The sequence below is a fragment of the Pontibacter chinhatensis genome, assembly GCF_900113285.1.
GTDB lineage: Bacteria > Bacteroidota > Bacteroidia > Cytophagales > Hymenobacteraceae > Pontibacter > Pontibacter chinhatensis.
Window position 1 is genome coordinate 63,885 of sequence record NZ_FOOT01000009.1, and the last position, 21,582, is coordinate 85,466.

General features: G+C 49.7%; 21 protein-coding genes. 12 read left to right on the forward strand and 9 right to left on the reverse strand.

Translation table 11 applies throughout. The annotated features are described in order from the left end of the window. Window positions 1-4 precede the first annotated feature (4 nt). The 9 genes from BM040_RS19110 to BM040_RS19150 all read left to right on the forward strand — a co-directional run bounded on the left by BM040_RS19110 (window position 5) and on the right by BM040_RS19150 (window position 10,003). Window positions 5-1,393: a BamA/TamA family outer membrane protein gene (locus BM040_RS19110; RefSeq protein WP_092105019.1), complete on the forward strand. Its 1,389-nt coding sequence runs from the start codon at window positions 5-7 to the stop codon at window positions 1,391-1,393. A gap of 10 nt (window positions 1,394-1,403) precedes the next feature. After that, on the forward strand, window positions 1,404-2,291 hold the full coding sequence (locus BM040_RS19115; RefSeq protein ID WP_092104943.1) for an NAD kinase: 888 nt from the start codon (window positions 1,404-1,406) through the stop codon (window positions 2,289-2,291). Window positions 2,292-2,409: 118 nt separating this feature from the next. Then, a complete protein-coding gene (locus BM040_RS19120; RefSeq protein ID WP_092104944.1) occupies window positions 2,410-3,414 on the forward strand; it encodes a DUF6089 family protein in 1,005 nt (334 codons plus the stop codon). A 93-nt stretch (window positions 3,415-3,507) separates the two neighbouring features. Beyond that, window positions 3,508-4,230: a type IX secretion system protein PorG gene (gene porG / locus BM040_RS19125; RefSeq protein ID WP_245756303.1), complete on the forward strand. Its 723-nt coding sequence runs from the start codon at window positions 3,508-3,510 to the stop codon at window positions 4,228-4,230. A gap of 59 nt (window positions 4,231-4,289) precedes the next feature. Beyond that, window positions 4,290-5,033 (forward strand): isoprenyl transferase, encoded by a 744-nt coding sequence (locus tag BM040_RS19130; RefSeq protein WP_092104948.1) that lies wholly within the window; start codon window positions 4,290-4,292, stop codon window positions 5,031-5,033. An 11-nt stretch (window positions 5,034-5,044) separates the two neighbouring features. Next, the gene (bamA, locus tag BM040_RS19135; protein ID WP_092104950.1) at window positions 5,045-7,567 is read left to right on the forward strand and encodes an outer membrane protein assembly factor BamA; all 2,523 of its coding nucleotides are present in this window, start codon (window positions 5,045-5,047) and stop codon (window positions 7,565-7,567) included. 17 nt (window positions 7,568-7,584) lie between these two features. Continuing rightward, window positions 7,585-8,238 (forward strand): OmpH/Skp family outer membrane protein, encoded by a 654-nt coding sequence (locus BM040_RS19140; protein WP_092104952.1) that lies wholly within the window; start codon window positions 7,585-7,587, stop codon window positions 8,236-8,238. A gap of 29 nt (window positions 8,239-8,267) precedes the next feature. Then, window positions 8,268-8,894 carry an OmpH/Skp family outer membrane protein gene (locus BM040_RS19145; RefSeq protein ID WP_245756304.1) on the forward strand — a complete coding sequence of 209 codons (627 nt, stop codon included), beginning with the start codon at window positions 8,268-8,270 and terminating at the stop codon, window positions 8,892-8,894. Window positions 8,895-8,965: 71 nt separating this feature from the next. Next, window positions 8,966-10,003: an RluA family pseudouridine synthase gene (locus BM040_RS19150; RefSeq protein WP_092104955.1), complete on the forward strand. Its 1,038-nt coding sequence runs from the start codon at window positions 8,966-8,968 to the stop codon at window positions 10,001-10,003. A gap of 118 nt (window positions 10,004-10,121) precedes the next feature. Here the strand turns inward: BM040_RS19150 and BM040_RS19155 are convergent, their stop codons facing one another. The 9 genes from BM040_RS19155 to mazG all read right to left on the reverse strand — a co-directional run bounded on the left by BM040_RS19155 (window position 10,122) and on the right by mazG (window position 18,264). Further along, window positions 10,122-11,765: a tetratricopeptide repeat protein gene (locus BM040_RS19155; RefSeq protein WP_092104957.1), complete on the reverse strand. Its 1,644-nt coding sequence runs from the start codon at window positions 11,763-11,765 to the stop codon at window positions 10,122-10,124. A 33-nt stretch (window positions 11,766-11,798) separates the two neighbouring features. Beyond that, window positions 11,799-12,740, reverse strand: coding sequence for a PstS family phosphate ABC transporter substrate-binding protein (locus tag BM040_RS19160; protein ID WP_092104959.1), 942 nt, complete (start codon window positions 12,738-12,740; stop codon window positions 11,799-11,801). Further along, window positions 12,730-12,987: a hypothetical protein gene (locus BM040_RS19165; RefSeq protein WP_092104961.1), complete on the reverse strand. Its 258-nt coding sequence runs from the start codon at window positions 12,985-12,987 to the stop codon at window positions 12,730-12,732. Before BM040_RS19165 ends, BM040_RS19160 begins: the two co-directional genes overlap by 11 nt. A gap of 107 nt (window positions 12,988-13,094) precedes the next feature. Then, window positions 13,095-13,931 carry an energy transducer TonB gene (locus BM040_RS19170; protein ID WP_092104963.1) on the reverse strand — a complete coding sequence of 279 codons (837 nt, stop codon included), beginning with the start codon at window positions 13,929-13,931 and terminating at the stop codon, window positions 13,095-13,097. 182 nt (window positions 13,932-14,113) lie between these two features. After that, the gene (locus BM040_RS19175) at window positions 14,114-14,740 is read right to left on the reverse strand and encodes an energy transducer TonB (RefSeq protein ID WP_317040195.1); all 627 of its coding nucleotides are present in this window, start codon (window positions 14,738-14,740) and stop codon (window positions 14,114-14,116) included. A gap of 207 nt (window positions 14,741-14,947) precedes the next feature. Continuing rightward, entirely contained in the window at window positions 14,948-15,469 is a 522-nt protein-coding gene (locus tag BM040_RS19180) for an ExbD/TolR family protein (protein WP_092104967.1), read from the reverse strand. Window positions 15,470-15,487: 18 nt separating this feature from the next. Continuing rightward, window positions 15,488-16,093, reverse strand: a complete 606-nt coding sequence (locus BM040_RS19185) for an ExbD/TolR family protein (protein ID WP_092104969.1) — start codon at window positions 16,091-16,093, stop codon at window positions 15,488-15,490. A gap of 25 nt (window positions 16,094-16,118) precedes the next feature. Continuing rightward, window positions 16,119-16,985 (reverse strand): MotA/TolQ/ExbB proton channel family protein, encoded by an 867-nt coding sequence (locus BM040_RS19190; RefSeq protein ID WP_092104971.1) that lies wholly within the window; start codon window positions 16,983-16,985, stop codon window positions 16,119-16,121. Between the two features lie 469 nt (window positions 16,986-17,454). Further along, the gene (mazG, locus tag BM040_RS19195) at window positions 17,455-18,264 is read right to left on the reverse strand and encodes a nucleoside triphosphate pyrophosphohydrolase (protein ID WP_092104973.1); all 810 of its coding nucleotides are present in this window, start codon (window positions 18,262-18,264) and stop codon (window positions 17,455-17,457) included. A gap of 145 nt (window positions 18,265-18,409) precedes the next feature. Here mazG and BM040_RS19200 point away from each other — a divergent pair, with 145 nt between their 5' ends. The 3 genes from BM040_RS19200 (at window position 18,410) to BM040_RS19210 (ending at window position 21,522) form a co-directional block, all read left to right on the forward strand. Next, a complete protein-coding gene (locus BM040_RS19200; protein ID WP_092104975.1) occupies window positions 18,410-18,670 on the forward strand; it encodes a hypothetical protein in 261 nt (86 codons plus the stop codon). A 168-nt stretch (window positions 18,671-18,838) separates the two neighbouring features. After that, window positions 18,839-20,230 (forward strand): phosphoglucosamine mutase, encoded by a 1,392-nt coding sequence (gene glmM, locus BM040_RS19205; RefSeq protein ID WP_092104977.1) that lies wholly within the window; start codon window positions 18,839-18,841, stop codon window positions 20,228-20,230. A gap of 149 nt (window positions 20,231-20,379) precedes the next feature. Then, window positions 20,380-21,522 carry a cysteine desulfurase family protein gene (locus BM040_RS19210; RefSeq protein ID WP_092104979.1) on the forward strand — a complete coding sequence of 381 codons (1,143 nt, stop codon included), beginning with the start codon at window positions 20,380-20,382 and terminating at the stop codon, window positions 21,520-21,522. Window positions 21,523-21,582: the final 60 nt, after the last annotated feature.

Below are 21,582 nucleotides of genomic sequence, written 5' to 3' on the forward strand. Positions count from 1 at the left end.
GCGGATGCTGCTGCGGATCCTCCCTCTTATACTTATACTTTTATCCGGAGCCGCTGCGCTGGCTAACCCTTGCCAGGAACCTGCCGTGGTAATCACCGGTATCAGCCTGTCGGGCAACGAGACCACCAAGGAACAGGTAATGCTGCGCGAGCTGACTTTTGCCCCCGGCGATACCATACTTGCCGAGAACCTGGAGCCCCTGCTGGAGGAGAACCAGCGACGGCTTTTCAACCTGCGGCTCTTTCACCATGTAAACTATACATATACTTGCTCCGAGGGACAGGTGCAGGTAGCGTACCAGGTGCAGGAGCGCTTTTACCTGTACCCCATCCCCATCTTTGATTTTGCCGACCGTAACTTTAACGCCTGGCTGGAGAAGAAGGACTGGAGCCGCATCGACTACGGTCTAAATTTGATCCGCCGCAACTTCAGAGGGCGCAACGAGGAGGTGCGTGTGCGGGTGCAGCGTGGCTTTAACAAACGGCTGGAACTGGGCTACCGCATCCCGTACGTGTGGCGCAAGTATAACATTGGGGCAGATTTCTCAGTGGCTGATTACCGCAGCCGCACCATCAGCTATGCCAACCTGAACAACAGGCAGCGTTTTTTTGAGCAGGAAAGCGGCATGCCCATCCGGCGCAGCTCTGTGTCGGCGGCGCTGGTGCACCGGCAAAACGTGCAGCGGCAGGCAGGGCTTCGGCTGTCCTACTTCAACGAGCACATCTCCGATTCGGTGGCCTTTCTGAATCCGGAGTATTACCGGGAGGCGCAGCAGGAGCGGCAGTACACGCGCCTGGAATTGTACCGGGTCATCAACCGGCGCAACGATTTTGCCTACCCCACGGCCGGTAGTTACTTCGAGGCAATTGTAGCCCAAACTATGTTCCTGCAGAACTCAGGCTCCCCTTTTACCACTGCCCGCGCCAAGTATGTGCAGTATGTGCCGCTGTCGGATAAGTATAGTTATATGGTGGGGGCAGAGGGGCAACTGCGTCTGGCCGGCAAGCACGCCTTTGCTGATAACGTGGCGCTGGGGTTCCGTTCTTACGTGCGCGGTTACGAACTGTATGTGGTTGGAGGGCAGCACTATGGACTTTTTAAACAAGGCTTAACGCGGCAGTTGGTGGATATTAAAAGTATAAATCTTAAATTTATCCATAATCCGAAGTTCAACAGCGTGCCCCTGGCTTTTTACCTGAATGCCTTTACAGATGCGGGCTACGTGGTGGACGATGTTTTTGAGCAGGGCAACCCGCTTACCAACCGCCTGCTGCTGGGCAGTGGCCTGGGCCTGCACGCGGTAACGTTTTATGATATAGTGCTGCGCCTGGAGTATACGCTCAACCGGGAGGGCGACACAGGTTTATATTTTAGCGCACGATTTCCTTTTTAAGCCGATTACTATGAAAATAGCCATACTTGGTAACCCCTTCGCCGACGATATCACTCCTTTTATACAAGCGCTTTTTGACGAGCTGCAGCGCCGGAAGGCCCAGCTGTGCCTGGTAGAGCATTTCGAGCTGTACCTGAAAAACACCATCAACCTGCCCACGGGCATAGAAACCTTCAGGCGTGGCGATAAACTGCCCGGTGTGGAGGTGGTGCTAAGCATTGGCGGGGACGGAACCCTGCTGGATACGGTGACTTATATTGGGGCGCAGCAGATACCTATACTTGGCATCAACACCGGCCGGCTTGGCTTCCTGGCCACCATTCCCTATGACAGCATCAACATCGCCCTGGATGCACTTTACAAAGGTCATTATACTTTAGATGACCGCGCCCTGATCCGTGTGGACTCCGATCAGGAGGTGTTTAACGGCATTAACTTCGGTCTAAATGAGTTTAGCGTACTTAAGCGCGATACCTCGTCCATGATAGTGGTGCACACGTATATAGATGGTGAATATTTAAATTCTTATTGGGGCGATGGCCTGGTAGTGGCCACGCCCACCGGATCTACGGGGTACTCGCTTAGCTGCGGAGGGCCACTGGTGCTGCCACAGACCAACAATTTCGTTATTTCACCCGTATGTCCGCATAACCTCAATGTGCGGCCCATGATCGTGTCTGACCGCAGCGTCATTTCTTTTGAGGTAGAGGGGCGTAGCAGCAGCTACCTGGCTGCGTTAGACTCCAGATCTACACCAGTGGATATGAATGTGCAGTTAGCAGTTCGGAGGGAAGCTTTTGTTGCCAGACTGGTAAAGCTTCACCATGTTAACTTTTTGTCGACGCTACGCAGCAAGCTAAATTGGGGGTTGGACAAGCGGAATACCATCATAAAATAATATTAAATATATTTGTTATAATATTTTATAAATTAAGTATTCTCGCTATTTTTGGCTTCTATTAATTTAGGAAGAATGCAAGCTTGCTGATACGCTACCTTTTATATAATTCTCTATTATGAAGAAACTTTGTACCCTTGTTTTAACACTTGGTATTTTGCTTACACTTGCCTCCTCCGACGCAGAAGCGCAGCGTTGGACGAAGCGTAAGCAGTATGGTACTGTTGGTTTCACGCTTGGTGCCATGAACTACTTCGGGGATATCGTGCCGCAGCCAGACTTCACGAGCTTCCGTTTCAAGTCTACCAGACCAAGTGCCGGAATCAGCTATACGTATCGCTTTGCACCGCGCTTTTCCTACCGGGTTGGGTTTAACTGGGGGCGTATCACAGGTGACGACGCATTGAGCGCGTCTGCAAACGAGGGTGAGAACAGAGGCCGCTACGGAAGAAACCTCTCTTTCCGAAACGATATTAAAGAACTGAGCGTCGTAGGTATCGTAGACCTGTACGAAAACCGCAGCACCTTTCAGCGTCGCCCTGATTTTGTGCCGTACGGCTTCCTGGGCGTTGCAGTGATGCACCATAACCCCAAAGCGTATTACGATGGCAACTACTTTGATGCATCGCATAACAGGCAGCTGCCAGAGGCTTACAATATCCCTTCTGGGTGGTATGAGCTGCAGCCTTTAGGAACCGAGGGACAGCACTTGGGCGGGGATAACCCGGAGCCTTACAAGCGCGCGCAAGTTGTCGTTCCTTTTGGCCTGGGCGTACGCTATAAGATTGACAGATACTGGGACTTGAGCTTTGAGATTGGCTGGAGAAAAACATTTACCGATTACCTGGATGATGTGAGCGGTAGCTACGTATCAAAAGCAGCCCTGCTGGGCGATGGTACTACCGAGGCACAGCGCGCGGCAGCTATCTTCGCTGATAGAAGTGCCGCCTCTGGTTTTGCATTACAAGATGATCAGAGCGGTACACCATACGCTGTTGTTAGAGGATATGGAGACCCTGGCAGACAAAGAGGTGACCGTGAAGATGATGACTGGTACATTACCACCGGTATCACTATTAATTATATTCTAACACCACGCATCAGAAGTCCGAAGTTTAGATAATAGAACGGGCAGCGATTGCGTTGTTCAACTAAACTTTGCTCATACTACATGACTTTACGCACTTTACCACAGGCGCTCCTTATTTGTCTACTTTTGCAGATAGGGAGTGCTTTTTTTTCTACAAGTGTTCAGGCGCAGGGCAACCAGCCCGTTACTACCTCTGAGATTGGCATAGGAATAGGAGGGGCTAACTATAAGGGAGAGATTTCACCCAACTACCGCTTTCTCAACAACCAGCCTGCCCTCACGGTATTCTACCGCCGGGATATGTCTAACGCTATTACGTTGCGCGGGGGGCTGCTAGGGAGTCATCGTATCTTTGATGACAAAAGCTTTAGTGATGAGGCTTTCGACGAGCGCCCGCTCCACGCTTACCGGCAGGCAGAGCTGAAGTTCAGCTTGCTGGAACTTTCGGGCGTGGTAGAATACAACTTCCTGGATTATTACGACCGTAGCCAAAGCCCGCGCCTGTCGCCGTACCTTTTTGTGGGTATTGCGGGGATGCTGTACAATAAAAAGCTTTACATGGCGGGCAATGTGGAGCGGGAGTTTGACACAGACATAACCGTTGCCATACCGGTAGGGGTGGGGCTAAAGTATGCTTTGAGCACCCACTGGAACCTGGGCCTGGAGTTTGGCGCCAGAAAAACCTTCACGGATAAGTTGGATCACCTCCAAGCACCCGATTTTCCGGAAAATATCGCTAACCCACACGATAACGACTGGTACTTCTACAACGGCATCAGCATATCTTATACTTTCTACCGCTACAATTGCCCTCCGATTTACAAGAAAAGACCGGGTCTCTTAGATTAAGTTGCAATCATTCATGAATTTCTCTTGCTTTTTGTAACTTGCAAGGAAATCGTGTTTTAATGAATCTGAAGGAGAAAGTAGACTTAGGCAATTTACCAAAGCACATAGCCGTTATCATGGACGGTAATGGGCGATGGGCAAAGAAAAGAGGAGGCCTGCGCATCTTTGGGCATCAAAATGCCATTGAGGCTGTGCGCAGCACGGTAGAGGCCGCTGCAGAGTTAGGAGTAGAGTACCTGACGCTTTACGCTTTTTCCACTGAGAACTGGTCGCGGCCTGTAGAAGAAGTTTCTGCTCTGATGACCCTGCTGGTATCCACCATCCGGAAAGAAGCTGCTACATTAACAAAAAATAATATTCGTTTGCAGACGATTGGCAATACCGCCAGCCTGCCGAAGGCCTGCCAGCGCGAGCTGATGGAGGCCATGGAGATAACGAAAGACAACACCCGCATGACCCTGGTGCTGGCACTGAGCTATAGTGGCCGCTGGGATATTACCCAGGCCATGCAACGCATTGCCGGAGAAGTGGCTCATGGAAGTATAAAGGCAGATGAAGTAAACGAGGCCGTTGTGGCGCGTTACCTCTCCACCGCAGGTATGCCTGACCCGGAATTGCTGATCAGAACCAGTGGAGAGCAGCGTATCAGTAACTTCCTGCTCTGGCAATTAGCTTATACTGAGTTATACATTACAGAGTTGCTTTGGCCCGATTTCCGGAAAGAGCATCTCTATGAAGCGATATTATCTTACCAGCGCCGTGAGCGCCGCTTCGGTAAGACAAGTGAACAACTAACCAAGTGATAAACGCACGAATGATTAGATGCATTTGGGTGCTTGTGTTGCTGCTTACGGCGGGCACGGCCTCTTCCCAAGTACTTAACAGACCTACCCAGCAGCCGTCTTCGATAGATTACCAGCAGCCGCGCCAGTACCGTATCGGGGAAGTGAAGGTAAGCGGGTACAAGTTTCTCGATCCTATTGCCCTTACCTCCCTTACCGGGCTGAAGGAGGGAGACATGATCACAGTGCCGGGCGAGGACATTAGTCGCGCTATCCAGAAACTTTGGGATCAGGGCATTCTGGGTGATGTGGACGTAACGGCCCACACCGAGGGAGATGTTATCTACCTTACCTTTAACCTGACGGAGCGTCCAAGGCTTTCAAACTTCCGCTTCTCCGGCATCAATAAGTCTCAGGGCGAGGCGCTGCGCGATAAGGTGCCGCTTCAGAAAGGGCGTATCGTGACGGACGCTGTTTTGAACAGCACCAGAAACGTGGTACGCGAGTATTATGTGGACAAGAGCTTCCTGAATGTAAAGGTTAACATTACCCAGCGACCGGATTCTATACTTCCAAACAGCGTGGTGTTGAACATCCACGTGGACAAGGGAGATAAGGTAAAGGTTGGCGACATCAGTTTTGTAGGCAACGAGGCGTTTAAAGACAAGAAGCTTCAGCGCCAGCTTAAGAATACCAAGGAGAAGCGTTTCTATAAGATCTTCACCTCCTCTAAGTTTAACCGCACCAAGTTTGAGGAAGACAAGGAGGCGCTGATTACCTTCTACAACAGCCAGGGCTACCGCGATGCCACCATTGTATCCGACTCCGTTTACCGCATCAGCGACGACCGTTTAGGCATACAGATTACAGTGGATGAGGGGCAGCAGTACTTCTACCGCAACATCACCTGGGCCGGCAACTACCTCTACGACGATAATTACCTGGCACGCGTGCTGGGCATCAGCAAAGGCGATGTATACGACCAGGTAGAACTGGAAAAGCGACTGACTTATAACCCCACCGGTGTAGACGTATCGGCACTTTACCAGAATGATGGTTACCTGTTCTCTAGCATTACGCCTGTAGAGGTTCGCGTGGATGGCGACTCTATTGACGTGGAGATGCGTGTGGTGGAAGGACCGCAGGCTACCATTAACAAGATTATCGTCTCCGGCAACGACAAAACAAGCGACCACGTGATCCTGCGCGAGATCAGAACATTGCCTGGGCAGAAGTATAGCCGCGATGATTTGATCAGAACCAGAAACGAACTGGCCGCATTAGGCTATTTCGACCCGGAAACAATCGGCCTGAACCCGATTCCGAACCCGGCAGATGGTACTGTGGACATCGCCTATAGCGTAACTGAGCGACCAAATGACCAGATAAGCTTGTCAGGTGGTTGGGGTGGCCCGATTGGAGCCGTGGGTACAGTAGGCCTGTCGCTGAACAACTTCTCGACGCGCAAGATGCTGGACCTGTCGGAGTGGAAGCCGATACCAAGTGGTGACGGGCAACGCCTGTCGCTAAACGTGCAGGCCAATGGTAAGTACTACCAGTCCTACTCTTTCTCGTTTACAGAACCATGGCTGGGTGGCCGCAAGCCAAACTCCCTATCGGTAAGCCTCTTTAAGACGATATACCGCAGCGGCGGCTATACCGATTATTATAGGAGGTTGTATGGTGTTGAAGATGAGAACACCAGCAACAGCCGCTTGAACGTGAATGGTGCATCTGTAAGTCTAGGCCGCCGCCTAAGCTGGCCTGACAACTATTTCTACATGAACCACTCACTGTCCTATACCCAGTATAACTTGAATGACTATCCTTTAGCAGTAAATTTCAGAAACGGTACATCCAATAGTATTTCTGTGGTGAACACCTTGGGCCGCTCCAGCATTGATAACCCAACGTTCCCAAGACGCGGTTCTCAGTTTACACTGAGCCTGAACATGACGCCACCATACTCTCTGTTCTCTGAGCGGGAAGATGACGACTATACTTTTATTGAATTCAATAAATGGATGTTCGACGCCTCCTACTTTATAAATGTGGCAGGGAATTTGGTATTCAACACAAGAGCGCACTTTGGCTTTATTGGTAACTATGGCGACGGAGCTATAGGGCCGTTCGAGCGCTTTAGAATGGGTGGTTCCGGCCTTGGGGGCGGCAACATCTTTGTTGGTACTGAATACATCGGCCTCCGTGGTTATGATGATGAGACGGTGGTTAATAACCTCAATGATCAGTCTTTGCTCAGCTCAGGGGGTATAGCCTATAACAAATTTGTGTTTGAGGCGCGCCAACTGATATCGCCTAACCCGGCCGCTACTATTTATGGCTTGGCTTTTGTAGAGGCAGGTAATAACTTCGGTAGCTATAAAAACTACAGCCCGTTCAAGCTTTACCGCTCAACGGGTGTAGGTGTGCGAATCTTTATGGCGGCGTTCGGCCTGCTTGGCTTCGACTACGCCTGGAGACTGGATGATTTGCCGGGCAGAGCGGATGATAAGCGTGGCATGTTCCACTTCATCATTGGCCAGCAGATCCGCTAAAGAACAAATGAATTAGTATGAGGAAGTTTTTGTTCATCTTTTTAGCAGGCTTTTTGCTGACGTCTGTTTCGCAAGCTCAGAAGATTGGCTATATTGATTCCAACTTCATCCTGAGCAAGATGCCAGCTTTTAACAAAGTGCAGCAGGAGATGGACAAGTATGCGGAAGCCTGGCAGCGCGAGATTGAGCAGCTACAGCAGCAGGCTGATAAGCTAAAACAGGACTACAAGGCCGAAGAAGTGTTGCTTACCGAGCAGATGAAGCAGAAGCGGCAGGCTGAAATAGCGAAGAAGGAGAACGAGCTGCGCGATTATCAGCGAAAGGTCTTTGGCTATGAGGGGATGATGTTCAAGCGCCGTCAGGAGCTGATGCGCCCCATCCAGGATGAGGTATTTGAAGCGGTGGAGAAAGTATCAAAAGCCCGCGGCATTCAGATCATGTTCGATAAGTCAGGCGACCTGGTAATGATCTATACTAACCCGGTGCATGACTACACAGAGTATGTGCTGGAAGAGCTAGGCCTGGCCTCCGACAGGAAGAACACTCCAGGCGCCCGCCCTGATAGTGCCTTAGTGGATGATCCCGCCAACCTGCCAGAGGTAGGAGAGGAACCACAGGAGCAACAGCAACAGCCTCCGGCCAGAAACACAAAGAAGAAGTCTAACAACTAAACGTCTAAATAACAATTAACCAACCAATGATGAACAAGATTAAACTATTAGTAGCAGCGTTCTTTCTGATCAGCTTTGCGTCATTTGCTCAGAGCAACGACCAGCCGCTTAAGATTGGTTATACTAACGTGGAGTATATACTGCTGCAGCTGCCAGAGAGCAAGCAAATAGAGTCTCAACTGAAAGATCACAGCACGCAGCTGGAAAACCAGTTGAAAGGCAAGTATGCTGAGTATGAGACAAAGCTTCAGGCATACGAAAAAGGAGCAGCTACAATGGATGCTACCATTCGTGAAGACAAAGAGAAAGAACTGATGGGCCTGAATAACTCCATCCAGGAGTTCCAGCGCAACGCGCAAATGTCTTTGCAGCAAAAAGAAAAGTCATTGGTTGACCCTATCATCACCAAGATCGACAAAGCTATCAAAGACGTAGCCAAAGAGAATGGTTATACTTACGTAATCAGTAACCAGGCTCTGTTGGCTGGTCCGGAAGATGGTGACATCTCTCCGCTTGTGCTGAAGAAGCTAGGCGTAGACCCTGCAAAAGTACAGCAGCAAACGGCAGAGCCTGCCGCTGCCAAGCCAGCGCCTGCTTCCAATACACCAGCTAAGAGCAACACACCAGCCAAAAGCAACAACAAGAAAAAGAACTAAATAAGATATTTTCTATAGTTTAGGAAAGCCGATGTGTATACTTCGGCTTTCTTTTTTATACCTGAATTACTGTGGTAGAATACATAGAAACAGAAGGAGCAGAGGACTCGGACGAGCTCTATGAGCACCACCGCATTGTAGTGGACAAGGGGCAGGCTTTGCTGCGCCTGGACAAGTTTCTGATGGACCGCCTGCCAAACGTTACCCGAAACAAGCTGCAGGGCGCCATCCGCTCCGAATCGGTGCAGGTAAACCAGAAGCCGGTGAAGGTAAGCTACAAGGTAAAGCCACTGGATGTGATTACCGTTACCTTGGCAGAGCCGCCGCGTGATACCGATATTGTGCCGGAGAACATCCCGCTGGATATAGTGTATGAGGATGAGGAGTTGCTGCTGGTAAACAAACCCGCCGGCATGGTTGTGCACCCTGCCTATAACAACTGGAGCGGCACTTTGGTGAACGCGCTGACCTATCACCTGCAGAACCTGCCTACGCACCGCAACGGCGAAGGAAGGCCAGGGCTGGTGCACCGCATCGACAAAGATACCTCAGGCCTGCTGGTGATTGCCAAGACAGACTATAGTATGGCTTACCTGGCAAAGCAGTTCTATGACCATAGTATAGAGCGTACTTATTACGCTTTGGTGTGGGGCGTACCCAAGGAGCAGGAGGGAACGATAACGGGCCACGTAGGGCGTAGTGCGAAGGACCGCAAGGTAATGGCTGTGTACCCTGCAGGAGATTACGGCAAGCATGCAGTAACGCACTACAAGGTGCTGCGCAGCTTCAAGTATGTATCCCTGTTGAAGTGTAACCTGGAGACGGGCAGAACACACCAGATAAGGGCGCACATGAAGCATATCGGGCACCCGCTGTTCTCTGATGCCACCTATGGCGGGGATAAAATCCTGTATGGCAACCCAAGCGGCACCTACAAATCGTTTGTCGATAATGCTTTTAAGTTGATGCCACGGCAGGCGCTTCACGCCAAATCACTTGGCTTTCTGCATCCCTCTACAAAAGACTTTCTTCAGTTTGATTCTGAACTGCCTGAGGACTTCGAGGCTGTATTGGAGAAGTGGGATCTGTACGAGGAGCCTATAGTATAGAGCTTATTCAGAACGCACTATTTTATACTTTACTATCAAAAGTATAAACCCACCATTTATAAAACAGAAAAGCCGCTACGTATCGCAGCGGCTTTTCTGTTTAGTATGTTAAGAAAGACTATTTCTTTCTTGGCGTCTTGGAAATCTCTCTCAGGGCCGCTTCAGCCTGTGGGTTGCTAGGATCAAGGGTTCTCACCTCTGTCCAGTACTTCACAGCATTGTCACGGTCTCCTTTGATGTAGTAGAAGTAACCCAAGTATGAGTTAGCCTCAATCAGGTCACGCTTATACTTGTCTTTCTCGTTACCGGCCTTTTCAATGAACTGCTCATAGTATGGCTTTGCCAGACCTTGCTCAGTCTCTGGGTCCTGGCTGGCATTGGCACGTGCTCTCCACAGGTAGCCATAGGCATAGTCAGCATTTGCCTCCGTAACTTTCGCGTAGGTCTCGTCAGCCTTCTTGAAGTACTCGTTGGCCTTGGCAGAATTTCCGTTTGTTGCCTGCTCCTCACCAGCCATCATGTAGATGTTGCCCATGTAGAAGTAGTCGGCGTTGCTAGGCTCTACTGCCTCGCGCTTACGTTCATAGGTAGCAATAGCCTGGTCGTATTGGTTGTTACGGGCATAAGCATTAGCTAGCTCCGCATACAGCTCCACGTTCATGGGGTTAATAGAGATTGCTTTCTCCAAGTTCTCTACCGCCTTCTGGTGCTGGTTATTTTTAGAGAGGATACGGCCATAGTACTCGTAGTCCTCTGCAATCAGCTTGTTAGGGTCAGCCTTTTGCATGTGCGTCTCAATGGCTGCCAGTGCCTTGTCAGGCTGGCCCAGCTCCATGTAAGAGTAAGCTCTAAGGCGATTCATTACCATGTTGTCCGGCTGTACCTGCAGCACTTCTTCAGCTGCCTGCAGGGCTCTGTCGTAGTTCTTTGTCAGGAACAGGAAAGATGCATACTTAGCCTTCGTATCAGGCGTGTTCTCCGCCATGTCTACATACTTCTGGAAAGTAGACAGCGCTTTGTCGTACTGACCGGCGAAGTAGTAAAGCTCGCCCAGGTCTCGGTAGGCGGGAGCGAAGTTCGGGTTGATCTCGATTGCCTTCAGGAAAGCCTGCTCTGCCTCGTTATAGTTACGTGAGCTGGTGTATAACTGACCGCGCTTCAGGTAAGCGGTAACGTTCTGAGCATCGAGCTGAATAGCTCTGTCGTAGTGCGTCATGGCCATACCACCATTCTTCAGGTCCAGGTAAGCATCACCCAAAGCAATGTTGGCATCCACGTTTTTATTGTCACGCTCCAAAGACTGCTTCAGGTACTCAACACCTTTGTTCAGCTGCGCTTCGGTAGCGTTAGGCATATTCACATAAGCTTCACCAATCATGGCAAGTACATAAGCATCCTTTTTGCCTTTTCCGCTCAGGGCCTGGTTAAAGTGCTGCTCTGCCTGGGCCTGATTGCCTTGCTGTAAAGCCAGCTTGCCCAGACCAACATGCGCTATATTGGATTTCTTGTTGGCAGCTAAGCCCTGGTTGAAATAGTAAGCCGCTGAGTCTGGTTTTTCTGTGCGCAGGTAAATGTCGCCCAGGTTGAAATAAGCTCTATCAGCCGTGCCTTTATTGTTCAACTGAGCCTTATAGATAGATTTTGCTTCTTCGTAGCGCTCCTGGTTAACAGCTGTTCTGCCTGCGTCACCTGATTGAGCAAATGCTGCTGTTGCAGGGAAGGCTGCCGCCATCAAAGCGATGTACTTCCAGTTTTTATTCATTTTATAAAAGTTTAGTAGTTTTTGTTTAGTTTCTTAGTTTCCAAGGCTCACCACACGCACAGGCATAGTTGCCGGCACTAGTCCTGACTTAAGGATGAGTCTTTGGCCTCTATCACTAGCCACAAAAGAGGCAAATCCTGTGCCAAGTCCTGAACGGCCCTCAGTACTAATGACATACAGGAACCTGCGCAGTGGATAAACCTCTTGTGCTATATATGCTTGATACGGCTGATAATAGTCTTCGGTGCTTACCGGTGCCGGATTTTCGCTTATTCCAACAACTTTAATTTTATTAAGGAAGCCTACCACTGTGGAGTCGTCAAAATCGCTCACCCAGTTTACACCAATCACGCCAATCGCATTCTTGTTTTGCTGTACATAGTCAATCAGCGCCTTATGCGAGTTAGAGGCAAACGTGTTGGCCGGAAGGTTATTTCCTGCAATCAACGAGTCCTTAACGTAACGTGCGGTGCTTGAGTTATTATTGTCGAATACAATTGTTATATCTCCCAGCGGCGAACCCTTATCCAGTTCTTTCCAGGACTTGATCTGGCCGCTGAAGATCTTTGTGAGGTCTTCCATCGTCAGCAGCGAGTCCGGGTTCTCCTTATTCGTGATAAGTGCCACCGCATCAATGGCTATTTTGGTGTAGCGCGGCACTCTGTTCTGCTTATCGAATACCGCCTTTTCCTCTTCCGTTAGCTGTCTGGAAAGTATGGCTATCTTGGTGCTGTCGTCCAGGAGGTCTTTTAGCACCTGGCCTTCCGGCTTATAGGCTGCGTTTATCTTAGCGTACTTATAGATACCTTCGAAGGTGTTAATTTCAGATTCTATAATGGGCTGAAACGACTCGTCTACGCTGATGCTGATAGTGCCTGAAGTTGGCGTGTCCTGCTTTGTGCCAGTGTCTCCCCCGCAGCTTGCCAGCGCCATAATGCCTGTTATGGCGGCTAAGCCTAATGCTTTAATCTTCATATCTGTTTCTGTTAGAGCGTGTGGTGTTGTATACTCTTACAAATCTAACAATTCCATACAATATGAGAATTCCACCTAAGGCATACTTCATGCTGTCAGGCATGTCCAGGTTTAGGGTATCTCCGGCAAAAAGTATAAACACACCCATCGCCACGTAGAGTAGGGTCATGATGACACCAAAGATGCGGGCAAACTTTGAGAATGCGCTTTGCTTCGGCCGGTTGTCTTCTCTGCGTGGTCTTATCATAGGTTAGTTTCTTTTAATCCTTAAAAATATATTTAATGCGTAAAAAATGAAAGCAGAAGCGAACAAAACTGTCCGAATGCTTCTGCTTCCATTTTTGTTATTGGTTATTATCTGATGCTAAAGCGGATGGGCAACGTATAGCGCACCGGAACTGCACGTCCGTTCTGACGGCCGGGCTCCCACTTGGGCATGGTTTTAACGACACGTATCGCCTCTTCGTCGGTACCGTACCCCAGTCCTTTCAATACTGCCACATCCGTGATTTCGCCTGTAGTTCCTACCACAAAGGTTACCACCACTGTTCCTTCTATTCCATTAGACTGTGCAGCAGGCGGGTAACGGAGCTTACGGCCTAGGTACTGCATCAAGTCGTTAAGTCCACCTTTGAATTGCGGCATCTGATCTACCACCACAAATGGCTCTGTACTAGCTGGAGTTCCTGTGCCTCCTTCTACTCCGGCTGGCGGCGCATCTGGCATCGGCATAATCGGTAACTCAGGTGCATCTCCCTCAATCTTCTCCGTCCCAATTACCGCTTTGGAAAGGTCTTCCTGGTTGGGCACAGTTTCCGTTGTTGGAGTGGCGTCATCTACTACTTCTATTTTCGTAAACTTCTCTGTCGCCACCTTTCGCTCTGTTATAGGTTCAGCGGGAAGTACTTCCACCTTAGGTTTTTGGTCTGGTTTAGGAGGCGGCGGGAGCACGATATCTATAGGCTCATGCACAATATAGGTTGGCTTCTCATACTTTACAGGCTCTGTAAAGAAAATTGCGTCGACCAATACGCCTACCAAAGGCCCTGAAAAAATGGTGATGGCTAAGGCTGTTGCCAGTACCATATGCTTTCCATACTTCCTGCGCAGGTAATAGGCTCCGTACGCTTTGTTTCGACCTCTGAACACAATATTGTTGAAGGTCATGCTTAAGAAATAGCTCTTTTCCATGGGCTTTGGGGTTTAGGTTTAACAATTTTTCTCTAAGGCATTGTAGTAGTCTTTTTAGCTTTTATCTAGTTTTCTTTTAATATACGGAATTCTATATTGATTGTATGCATGCTGAGCATTTTATTTTTGGCAAATAAAAAAGCCCAGCCTGGGGAGGCTGGGCTTTTAGCAAGTATATCTGCTTACCTAATCGTAAATCGTACTGGAAGTGTGTAGCGTACAGGTACTGCTCTACCGTTCTGCTTACCAGGAGTCCACTTCGGCATTGACTTAACAACGCGTACAGCTTCTTCGTCGGTACCAGCACCCAGTTGTTTTACCACCTGGATGTCAGAGATTTCACCTGTGCTGCTCACTACGAATGAAAGTACAACCAGACCTTCAACACCGGCACGCTGTGCAGCTGCTGGGTAGCGGATGTTCTTGCCCAGGTACTTCATCATTTCGCCGTCGCCACCAGGGAAGGTAGGCATCTGCTCCACGTAAGTATAAGGCTTCTCCTCAACTACTTCTGCTACTACATCACTTGTGCCGTCAATATCGCCGAGGTCAAGAGGGGCGTCTTTGGAGCCTTCTACGGTTTTAACACCCGCGTCAATCTCTTCTAGTACGTCCACATCAGGAATCTCTTCCTCCTCTACAACTTCGTTGTCACGCTTTACAACCGGCGGTGTATACTTTACAGTAGCACGCACTGGTGGTGGTGGCGGCGGAAGATCTGGTGGCGGAGGCGGTGGCGGCGGTGGCGTTGCCTCATCCAGTGGTGGTGGCGGAGCCAGGTCTACTTCTGTTACAACGCGCGTTATCACCTCTGTATCTTGTTCTTCTCCCTTAATCATCTTAGAGATCAAAGGAATACTTAAGAACAAGAAGAACAGGATAATTGCTGTAATCGCAGCAATCGTGATATGCTTATTGTAAAGTCTGCGAAGTAGGTAGGCACCGTACGCTTTGTTTCGTCCGGCAAAGACGATATCATCAAGCGATGCTTTTGCTAACTTACTTGCGTCCATATCTTAATTTCCAATTTGTTCTTGCACCAGTTTCTTGTCTGCATCGGCAATGTCTACCATGGCAAACTTCTTGGTGTCAGTGATTTTTAACTCGTCCAGGATATCCACCATATTCTTATAGCGGGACTCCTCCATTGGCTTCACCAGCACTGTCATCTTGTCGTTCGACTTCACGCGAGGTGAAAGCAAAACTTGACGGATGCCATTAGCGGCGTAGCTAGACTCGATTACTTCCGGGTTATCTTCTACCAATCCGAAGTAGTAGTATAGCTCGTCGTTCTCGCCAAGAATAATGGTCATGGCGTTACTTGCTTTCAGGGCTATCTGCTCCGAATCATCTTCAGGCTTCACAGGCATGTTGATTTCCATGGTCTGTGGCTTGTTGAAAGTTGTGGTAAGCATGAAGAACGTAATCAGAAGGGCGGCAAGGTCTACCAGCGGCGTCATGTCGATTTTGGTCGACGAGCGTTTGGCGCGTTTCTTACCACCTTTACCGGAGTCGGCTTGTTGTTGTATTTCTGCCATTTCTTATCTCCTTTCTAATTATAGGTTCGTAGGCTTCGCTTCCATGGTAGTGATCAGGTTAAACCTGTTCACCTTTCTGTCTTGCAGGATGTCGATTACACGCTTGATAGTCGGGTAATTCGTGTCCTGGTCGCCTTTGATAGCGATAACCACCTGCGGGTTAGTTAAACGTGTCTGTAGTACCCAGTCGCCTAACTCGTTATGAGTAGAGTCAATTGGGATACCCGGCTGGTGTACCTCCTTGCGTGCGTTTGATTCCATTGCGAGGAGTGATTTAAGCTGGCTAACAGGAACACCGAAGTTACTCATAAGAGAGAAAGTCTTCTTCTCTTCCTCGGTGAACCCTACGCCATACTTGCCCGCAATTTTGTCAAGCAAAGCTTCCTTTGTTTGCTGTCCATCAACTCCAAAGAACACCCGGTTATCTTTATCTATTGTAATAGTAATTACGTTAGTATCCGGAATTTTGATCTCTGATGCCGATGAAGGCGTGTCAACTATAACTGCCTCGTCAGGACGGGCAGTTGCAGTCAGCATAAAGAAAGTAACTAGCAAGAAGAATAAGTCCACCATTGGCGTCATGTCCAACGAGGGTACTGTTCTTTTTACTTTTACTTTAGGCATTTTATCTGGTTAAATACGGTTTAACTTATACAGTTTGTGGTCTAGCTGGAGCAGTGTCGTGCTGTGCTGTGAAAGTAGACACCATGCTGAAGCCAGCCTCGTCGATGCTGTAAGTAAGCTCGTCGATTTTGCTTGTAAAGTAGTTATAGGCAACAATCGCGATCGTAGAACCTGTAATACCAAGGGCCGTGTTGATAAGGGCCTCAGAGATACCGTTTGCAAGAGCTACTGAGTCAGGAGCACCTGCTGTTGCAAGAGCCGAGAAGGCCTTAATCATACCAAGTACCGTACCGATCAGACCTACCAGTGTAGAGGTAGAGGCGATAGTAGAGATAACCACCAGGTTTTTCTCCAGCATTGGCAGCTCAAGAGAAGTAGACTCTTCGATTTCCTTCTGGATAGCGGCAACTTTCTCAGCTTTCAGCAGCTCTGGCTCATTCTGCATTTCTTTGTACTTCAGCAGGCCGGCCTTTACCACGTTAGCAACTGAACCTTTCTGAACGTCGCAAGCAGCGATAGCGCCGTTTACGTCACGCTGAGTCAGTTTTGCAGAGATTGTGCGAACGAAGTTAGCAACGTTCTTAGTACCTTTTGCTTTGCCGATAGTAAGCGCACGCTCAATAGCGAAGATAAATACCATCAGGTTCAGGGAAAGAAGCACTGGCACAACCCATCCACCTTTGTATACGATTCCAAGCCAGTTACCTGGAAGTGGGTGGTTTGCTGGGTCATTTCCTTCGAAGTTGGCAGGATTGCCAAGAACAAACATATAGATGAGTACGCAAGCAAACAGGGCAAGCGGAATAACAATTGTCGCAAATAGAGAGCCCACTGCGCTAGGCTTTTTCTCTACATTAGCATTCTTGCTCACTACTGCAGTCTTTTTTTCCATTTTGATTAAAGTTTAAAGTTTAGCTGTTTGTGTTGTAATAAAAACGTTTGTGTAAGTATAAAATGTAATTGTTTCGCTTTTAGTTCTTTATTGAATTTGCAATTTCTGATTTTTCTCAATTTTTCAAACAATTATGTTTCGAAAAAATTAATAAAAAACCTGCTGCTGCTGCTTAGGTTCTCTAAATTTAAGCGATAAGCTTATAAAATTCCAAGCCTGAGGCAATTCAATATTGCAAAGTATTAAATAAATAAATTTGTTCCAAAGTCTAAACACCAGCTTTTATGGTGCGGGGCCTGTTTTTGTGGCGGTTCGCGCTATGCAGGTAAGGTGATTGATTGGCCGGAGCAAGCTGCCCTTAAACCAGGATTACACCTGCATGCTTAGTTTTTTCTCCTCTACTATTTAGTTCTATTTTCAGGAAAAAACGCACTAAATATAAAGAATAATTTTTTAGCGCTATGTACGATTATAGATTTTTTGCTTTGTTCCAATAAAAGTCCATTTCGGCAAGGCTCATATCCTGTATACGTTTTCCGTCCTTAGAGGCTTCATTCTCAATGTATTGGAAACGGTGGATAAACTTCAGATTGGTGCGCTCCAGTGCTTCCTCCGGGTCTATTCCGGCAAAGCGGGCAAAGTTGATGAGCGAGAAAAGCAGGTCGCCGAACTCAGCCGTAGCCCGCTGCTTGTCGATTTCAGCAGTATCCTCTTTGTTGAACTCGCTGCCAAACTCTTCCAGCTCCTCCTGCACCTTTTCCCATACCTGCGATTTGTCGTCCCAGTCAAACCCGGCGCCCCGGGCTTTTTCTTGTATGCGCATGGCTTTTATAAGGGCGGGCAGCGATTGTGGTACTCCTCCTAACACAGATTTGTTTCCTTCCTTGAGCTTCAGCTTCTCCCAGTTCTGCTTTACTTCTTCCTCGCTGTCGGCTTTGGTGTCTCCGTAAATGTGGGGGTGGCGGAAGATGAGCTTCTCGCACTGCGCATGCAGCACGTCGGCAATATCGAAGGCGCCCTGCTCGGAGGCAATCCTGGCATAGAAGACCAGGTGCAGCATAATGTCGCCGATCTCCTTTTTTACCTCCTGCACTTCCCCTTTCAGGATGGCGTCTGAAAGCTCGTACGTCTCCTCTATCGTCAGGTGGCGGAGCGTTTCCATCGTCTGCTTGCGGTCCCAGGGGCATTTTTCCCGGAGGTCGTCCATTACATCCAGCAGGCGGCCGAAAGCCTCCAGCTGGCTTTGGCGGTTATTTTTACCAGGTTGTGGATTAGTCATAAACGCAAAGGTACTAAATAATTAGTGTACGTAGCCCGGCAGAAGCATGTCTTAACACGCTATTAATATTATACCATTCTGCGTGCTACGGCCATTTGCGTAAAAGCGGAGAAGAACAAGGCATGTATATAAATAGCTATACTTTATGAAAAAGAAAAACAAGCAGGAGATACAGCAACTGGCCGCCTCGGTGGCCGCAGTGCAGTCGCAGGTGGCGTTTGCGCGGCTGGCCACGGCCCTTGCTGTAGTGAGTGTGGGCGCCATGGCCGTGGGAGCACTGGCCATCGGGCGCCTGGCAATCCGTAAAATGAACCTAAAGGCAGGGGAGGTGGACCGGCTGCGGATAAATGAACTGGAAGTGGGCCGGCTGAGGGTAAGGGAGCTAATTACCGAGCACAAAGTATAGCCCCGGCATTCAGTATGGTAGTATGAATAATGTGCCTGAGGATGGTGGCTGATGCTTCAGGAGAGGTGCGCTGTGTGGCGCTGACATTTTATGCTGCCACAATACCATAAAACCCGCTGGAAGTATGCGTAAAATTGCTACTTTTGCCGAGCAACTAAAATACGGAAAGTGGCTTTAATAAAATCAATTTCAGGAATACGAGGAACGATAGGCGGACAGGCTGGAGAAGGACTTACCCCTGTGGATGTGGTTAAGTTTTCCGCCGCTTTTGGAACGTGGGTGCTTCAGAACACCGACAAAAAGACTATTGTTGTTGGCCGCGATGCGCGCCTCTCCGGCGACATGGTGAACAAGCTGGTATGCGCTACGCTGCAGGGCCTGGGCATTGATGTCATCGATGTAGGCCTCTCCACCACACCAACCGTGGAAATGGCCGTGCCCGACATGCAGGCCGGAGGAGGTATTATCCTTACCGCCAGCCACAACCCCAAGCAGTGGAACGCCCTGAAGCTGCTCAACCACAAAGGCGAGTTTATCTCCGATGCCGAAGGAAAGCTGGTGCTGGAGATTGCCGAGCAGGAGGCGTTTGAGTTCGCCCAGGTAACGGAGCTGGGTAAGTATACCCAGGACCAGGAAGCACTGGCAAAGCACATCAAAGCGATTCTGGAACTGCCGCTGGTAGACGTGGAGGCGATCAAGGCCAAAGGTTTCAGCGTAGCCGTGGATGCCGTAAACTCGAGCGGCGGTTTTGCCGTGCCGATGCTGCTGGAGGCGCTGGGCGTTACCAAAATTGAGAAATTATACTGCGAGCCGGACGGAAATTTCCCGCACAACCCGGAGCCGCTTCCTGAGAACCTGCGCGAGATCTCGCGCCTGATAGAGAAAGGCAAATTTGACCTGGGCATTGTGGTAGATCCGGACGTAGACCGCCTGGCCCTGATCAACGAGGACGGCAGCATGTTCGGCGAGGAGTATACCCTGGTTGCCGTAGCCGATTATATCCTGAAGCACCAGGTGGGTAATACTGTTTCTAACCTTTCCTCTACCCGTGCCCTGCGCGACGTGACGGAGAAAGCCGGAGGTGCATACTTCGCCGCTGCCGTAGGCGAGGTGAACGTGGTGAACATGATGAAGGAGCAGAACGCCATCATCGGTGGTGAGGGCAACGGCGGTATCATCTACCCGGAGCTTCACTACGGCCGCGATGCGCTGGTGGGCATTGCCCTGTTCCTGTCGCACCTGGCCAAATCGGACATGAGCATGACGCGCCTGCGCGCCTCCTACCCGAACTACTACATCTCCAAAAATAAAATAGAGCTGACGCCGGACGTGGACGTGGACGAGGTGCTGCGCCAGATGCAGGAGCGTTACGCAAAGCAGCCAATCAATACGATTGACGGGGTGAAGATTGAGTTCGATAAGGAGTGGGTGCACCTGCGCAAGTCCAATACCGAGCCTATTATCCGTATCTACGCCGAGAGCGACAGCAATGCGACGGCCGAGCACTTGGCCAACAAAATTATCACAGACATCAAAGAGATTATCTCGCAGAAAGCATAAGTATAGAATATGTGTTGTTGCTGTTGTAATACAAATCAAAAGTGACAGGCAGTGTTGCGCCACTGGTAGGGTTGTTCCTGCCATTGGCGCAACTTTTTTTTATACTTTGTTGGTTGAATAAGAATAGAATCAAAATATAGCTTAATAACATGCGTGTTTATTTAGATAATGCTGCCACCACTCCTCTGGACAAAGAGGTTTTTGACGCCATGGCTCCCTATATGCTGGAGCACTTCGGTAACCCGTCTTCCATCCACTCGCACGGGCGCGAGGTGAGGGCGGCCATTGAGAGGGCGCGCAAAACGGTGGCGGGCCTGCTGAACACGTCTCCGGCTGAGGTTTTCTTTACCTCCGGCGGTACCGAGGCCGATAACGCTGCCCTTATCTGCACCTGCCGCTCGCTGGGCATCAAGCATGCCATCACCACCAAACTGGAGCACCACGCCGTGCTGCACACGATGGAGTTGCTGGAGAAGCAGGAGGGTGTACAGCTAACGTACCTGCGCCACGACGAGCGCGGCAACCTGGACCTGGAGCACCTGGAGGAGGTGCTGGCCAGCCAGCCACAGACGCTGGTTTCCGTTATGCACGCCAACAACGAGATCGGCAACCTGAACGATATTGAGGCCATCGGGGAGATCTGCAAAAAGTATAACGCCTTGTTCCATTCCGACACGGTACAGACTATGGGCCATTACAAGCACGACCTGCAGCAGCTGAAGACCAACTTCATTGTGGGTTCGGCGCACAAGTTTCACGGTCCGAAAGGCGTGGGCTTCCTGTACTGCGATGCCGAGACGAAAATTCAGCCGCTGATTCAGGGTGGGGCGCAGGAGCGCAACATGCGTGGCGGCACCGAGAACGTGTACGGCATTATCGGACTGGCCAAGGCGCTGGAGATTGCTTACCGCGATATGGGCGAGCACCAGACGTACATCCAAAGCCTGAAAGACCGCATGATTTACAAGCTGCGCGAGCAGATGGACGATGTGAGCTTTAACGGCATGTCGGAGTTTGGCGACAAGAGCCTGTACACGGTGCTGAACGTGAGCCTGCCTGCATCAGACATTAACGAGATGCTGCTCTTCAGCCTGGACATCGCTAAGATCTCCGCTTCGGGGGGCAGCGCCTGCAGCAGCGGCGCCAATGCCGGCTCGCACGTGCTGCGCGCGCTGGAGTGTGATCCAACCCGCGGCTCGGTGCGCTTCTCCTTCAGCAAGTATAACACACCTGAGGAGGTTGACTACGTAGCCGAAACCGTGGCTAAAATGTATAACAAGCAGCTGGCGTAAGTATATAATCGCTCAGCTTAGAGTGTAAACAAAGTATAAAGTATAAAAAAGGCCTTGGCA

What these genes read in the sequence shown, in the direction of transcription:
- BM040_RS19190 (WP_092104971.1), bottom strand. Translation starts at nt 16,985, where the DNA reads ATGGAAAAAAAGACTGCAGTAGTGAGCAAGAATGCTAATGTAGAGAAA.
- BM040_RS19115 (WP_092104943.1), top strand. Translation starts at nt 1,404, where the DNA reads ATGAAAATAGCCATACTTGGTAACCCCTTCGCCGACGATATCACTCCT.
- bamA (WP_092104950.1), top strand. Translation starts at nt 5,045, where the DNA reads ATGATTAGATGCATTTGGGTGCTTGTGTTGCTGCTTACGGCGGGCACG.
- BM040_RS19140 (WP_092104952.1), top strand. Translation starts at nt 7,585, where the DNA reads ATGAGGAAGTTTTTGTTCATCTTTTTAGCAGGCTTTTTGCTGACGTCT.
- BM040_RS19155 (WP_092104957.1), bottom strand. Translation starts at nt 11,765, where the DNA reads ATGAATAAAAACTGGAAGTACATCGCTTTGATGGCGGCAGCCTTCCCT.
- BM040_RS19180 (WP_092104967.1), bottom strand. Translation starts at nt 15,469, where the DNA reads ATGGCAGAAATACAACAACAAGCCGACTCCGGTAAAGGTGGTAAGAAA.
- BM040_RS19165 (WP_092104961.1), bottom strand. Translation starts at nt 12,987, where the DNA reads ATGATAAGACCACGCAGAGAAGACAACCGGCCGAAGCAAAGCGCATTC.
- BM040_RS19170 (WP_092104963.1), bottom strand. Translation starts at nt 13,931, where the DNA reads ATGGAAAAGAGCTATTTCTTAAGCATGACCTTCAACAATATTGTGTTC.
- BM040_RS19185 (WP_092104969.1), bottom strand. Translation starts at nt 16,093, where the DNA reads ATGCCTAAAGTAAAAGTAAAAAGAACAGTACCCTCGTTGGACATGACG.
- mazG (WP_092104973.1), bottom strand. Translation starts at nt 18,264, where the DNA reads ATGACTAATCCACAACCTGGTAAAAATAACCGCCAAAGCCAGCTGGAG.
- BM040_RS19210 (WP_092104979.1), top strand. Translation starts at nt 20,380, where the DNA reads ATGCGTGTTTATTTAGATAATGCTGCCACCACTCCTCTGGACAAAGAG.
- BM040_RS19160 (WP_092104959.1), bottom strand. Translation starts at nt 12,740, where the DNA reads ATGAAGATTAAAGCATTAGGCTTAGCCGCCATAACAGGCATTATGGCG.
- BM040_RS19120 (WP_092104944.1), top strand. Translation starts at nt 2,410, where the DNA reads ATGAAGAAACTTTGTACCCTTGTTTTAACACTTGGTATTTTGCTTACA.
- BM040_RS19200 (WP_092104975.1), top strand. Translation starts at nt 18,410, where the DNA reads ATGAAAAAGAAAAACAAGCAGGAGATACAGCAACTGGCCGCCTCGGTG.
- BM040_RS19110 (WP_092105019.1), top strand. Translation starts at nt 5, where the DNA reads ATGCTGCTGCGGATCCTCCCTCTTATACTTATACTTTTATCCGGAGCC.
- BM040_RS19145 (WP_245756304.1), top strand. Translation starts at nt 8,268, where the DNA reads ATGAACAAGATTAAACTATTAGTAGCAGCGTTCTTTCTGATCAGCTTT.
- BM040_RS19130 (WP_092104948.1), top strand. Translation starts at nt 4,290, where the DNA reads ATGAATCTGAAGGAGAAAGTAGACTTAGGCAATTTACCAAAGCACATA.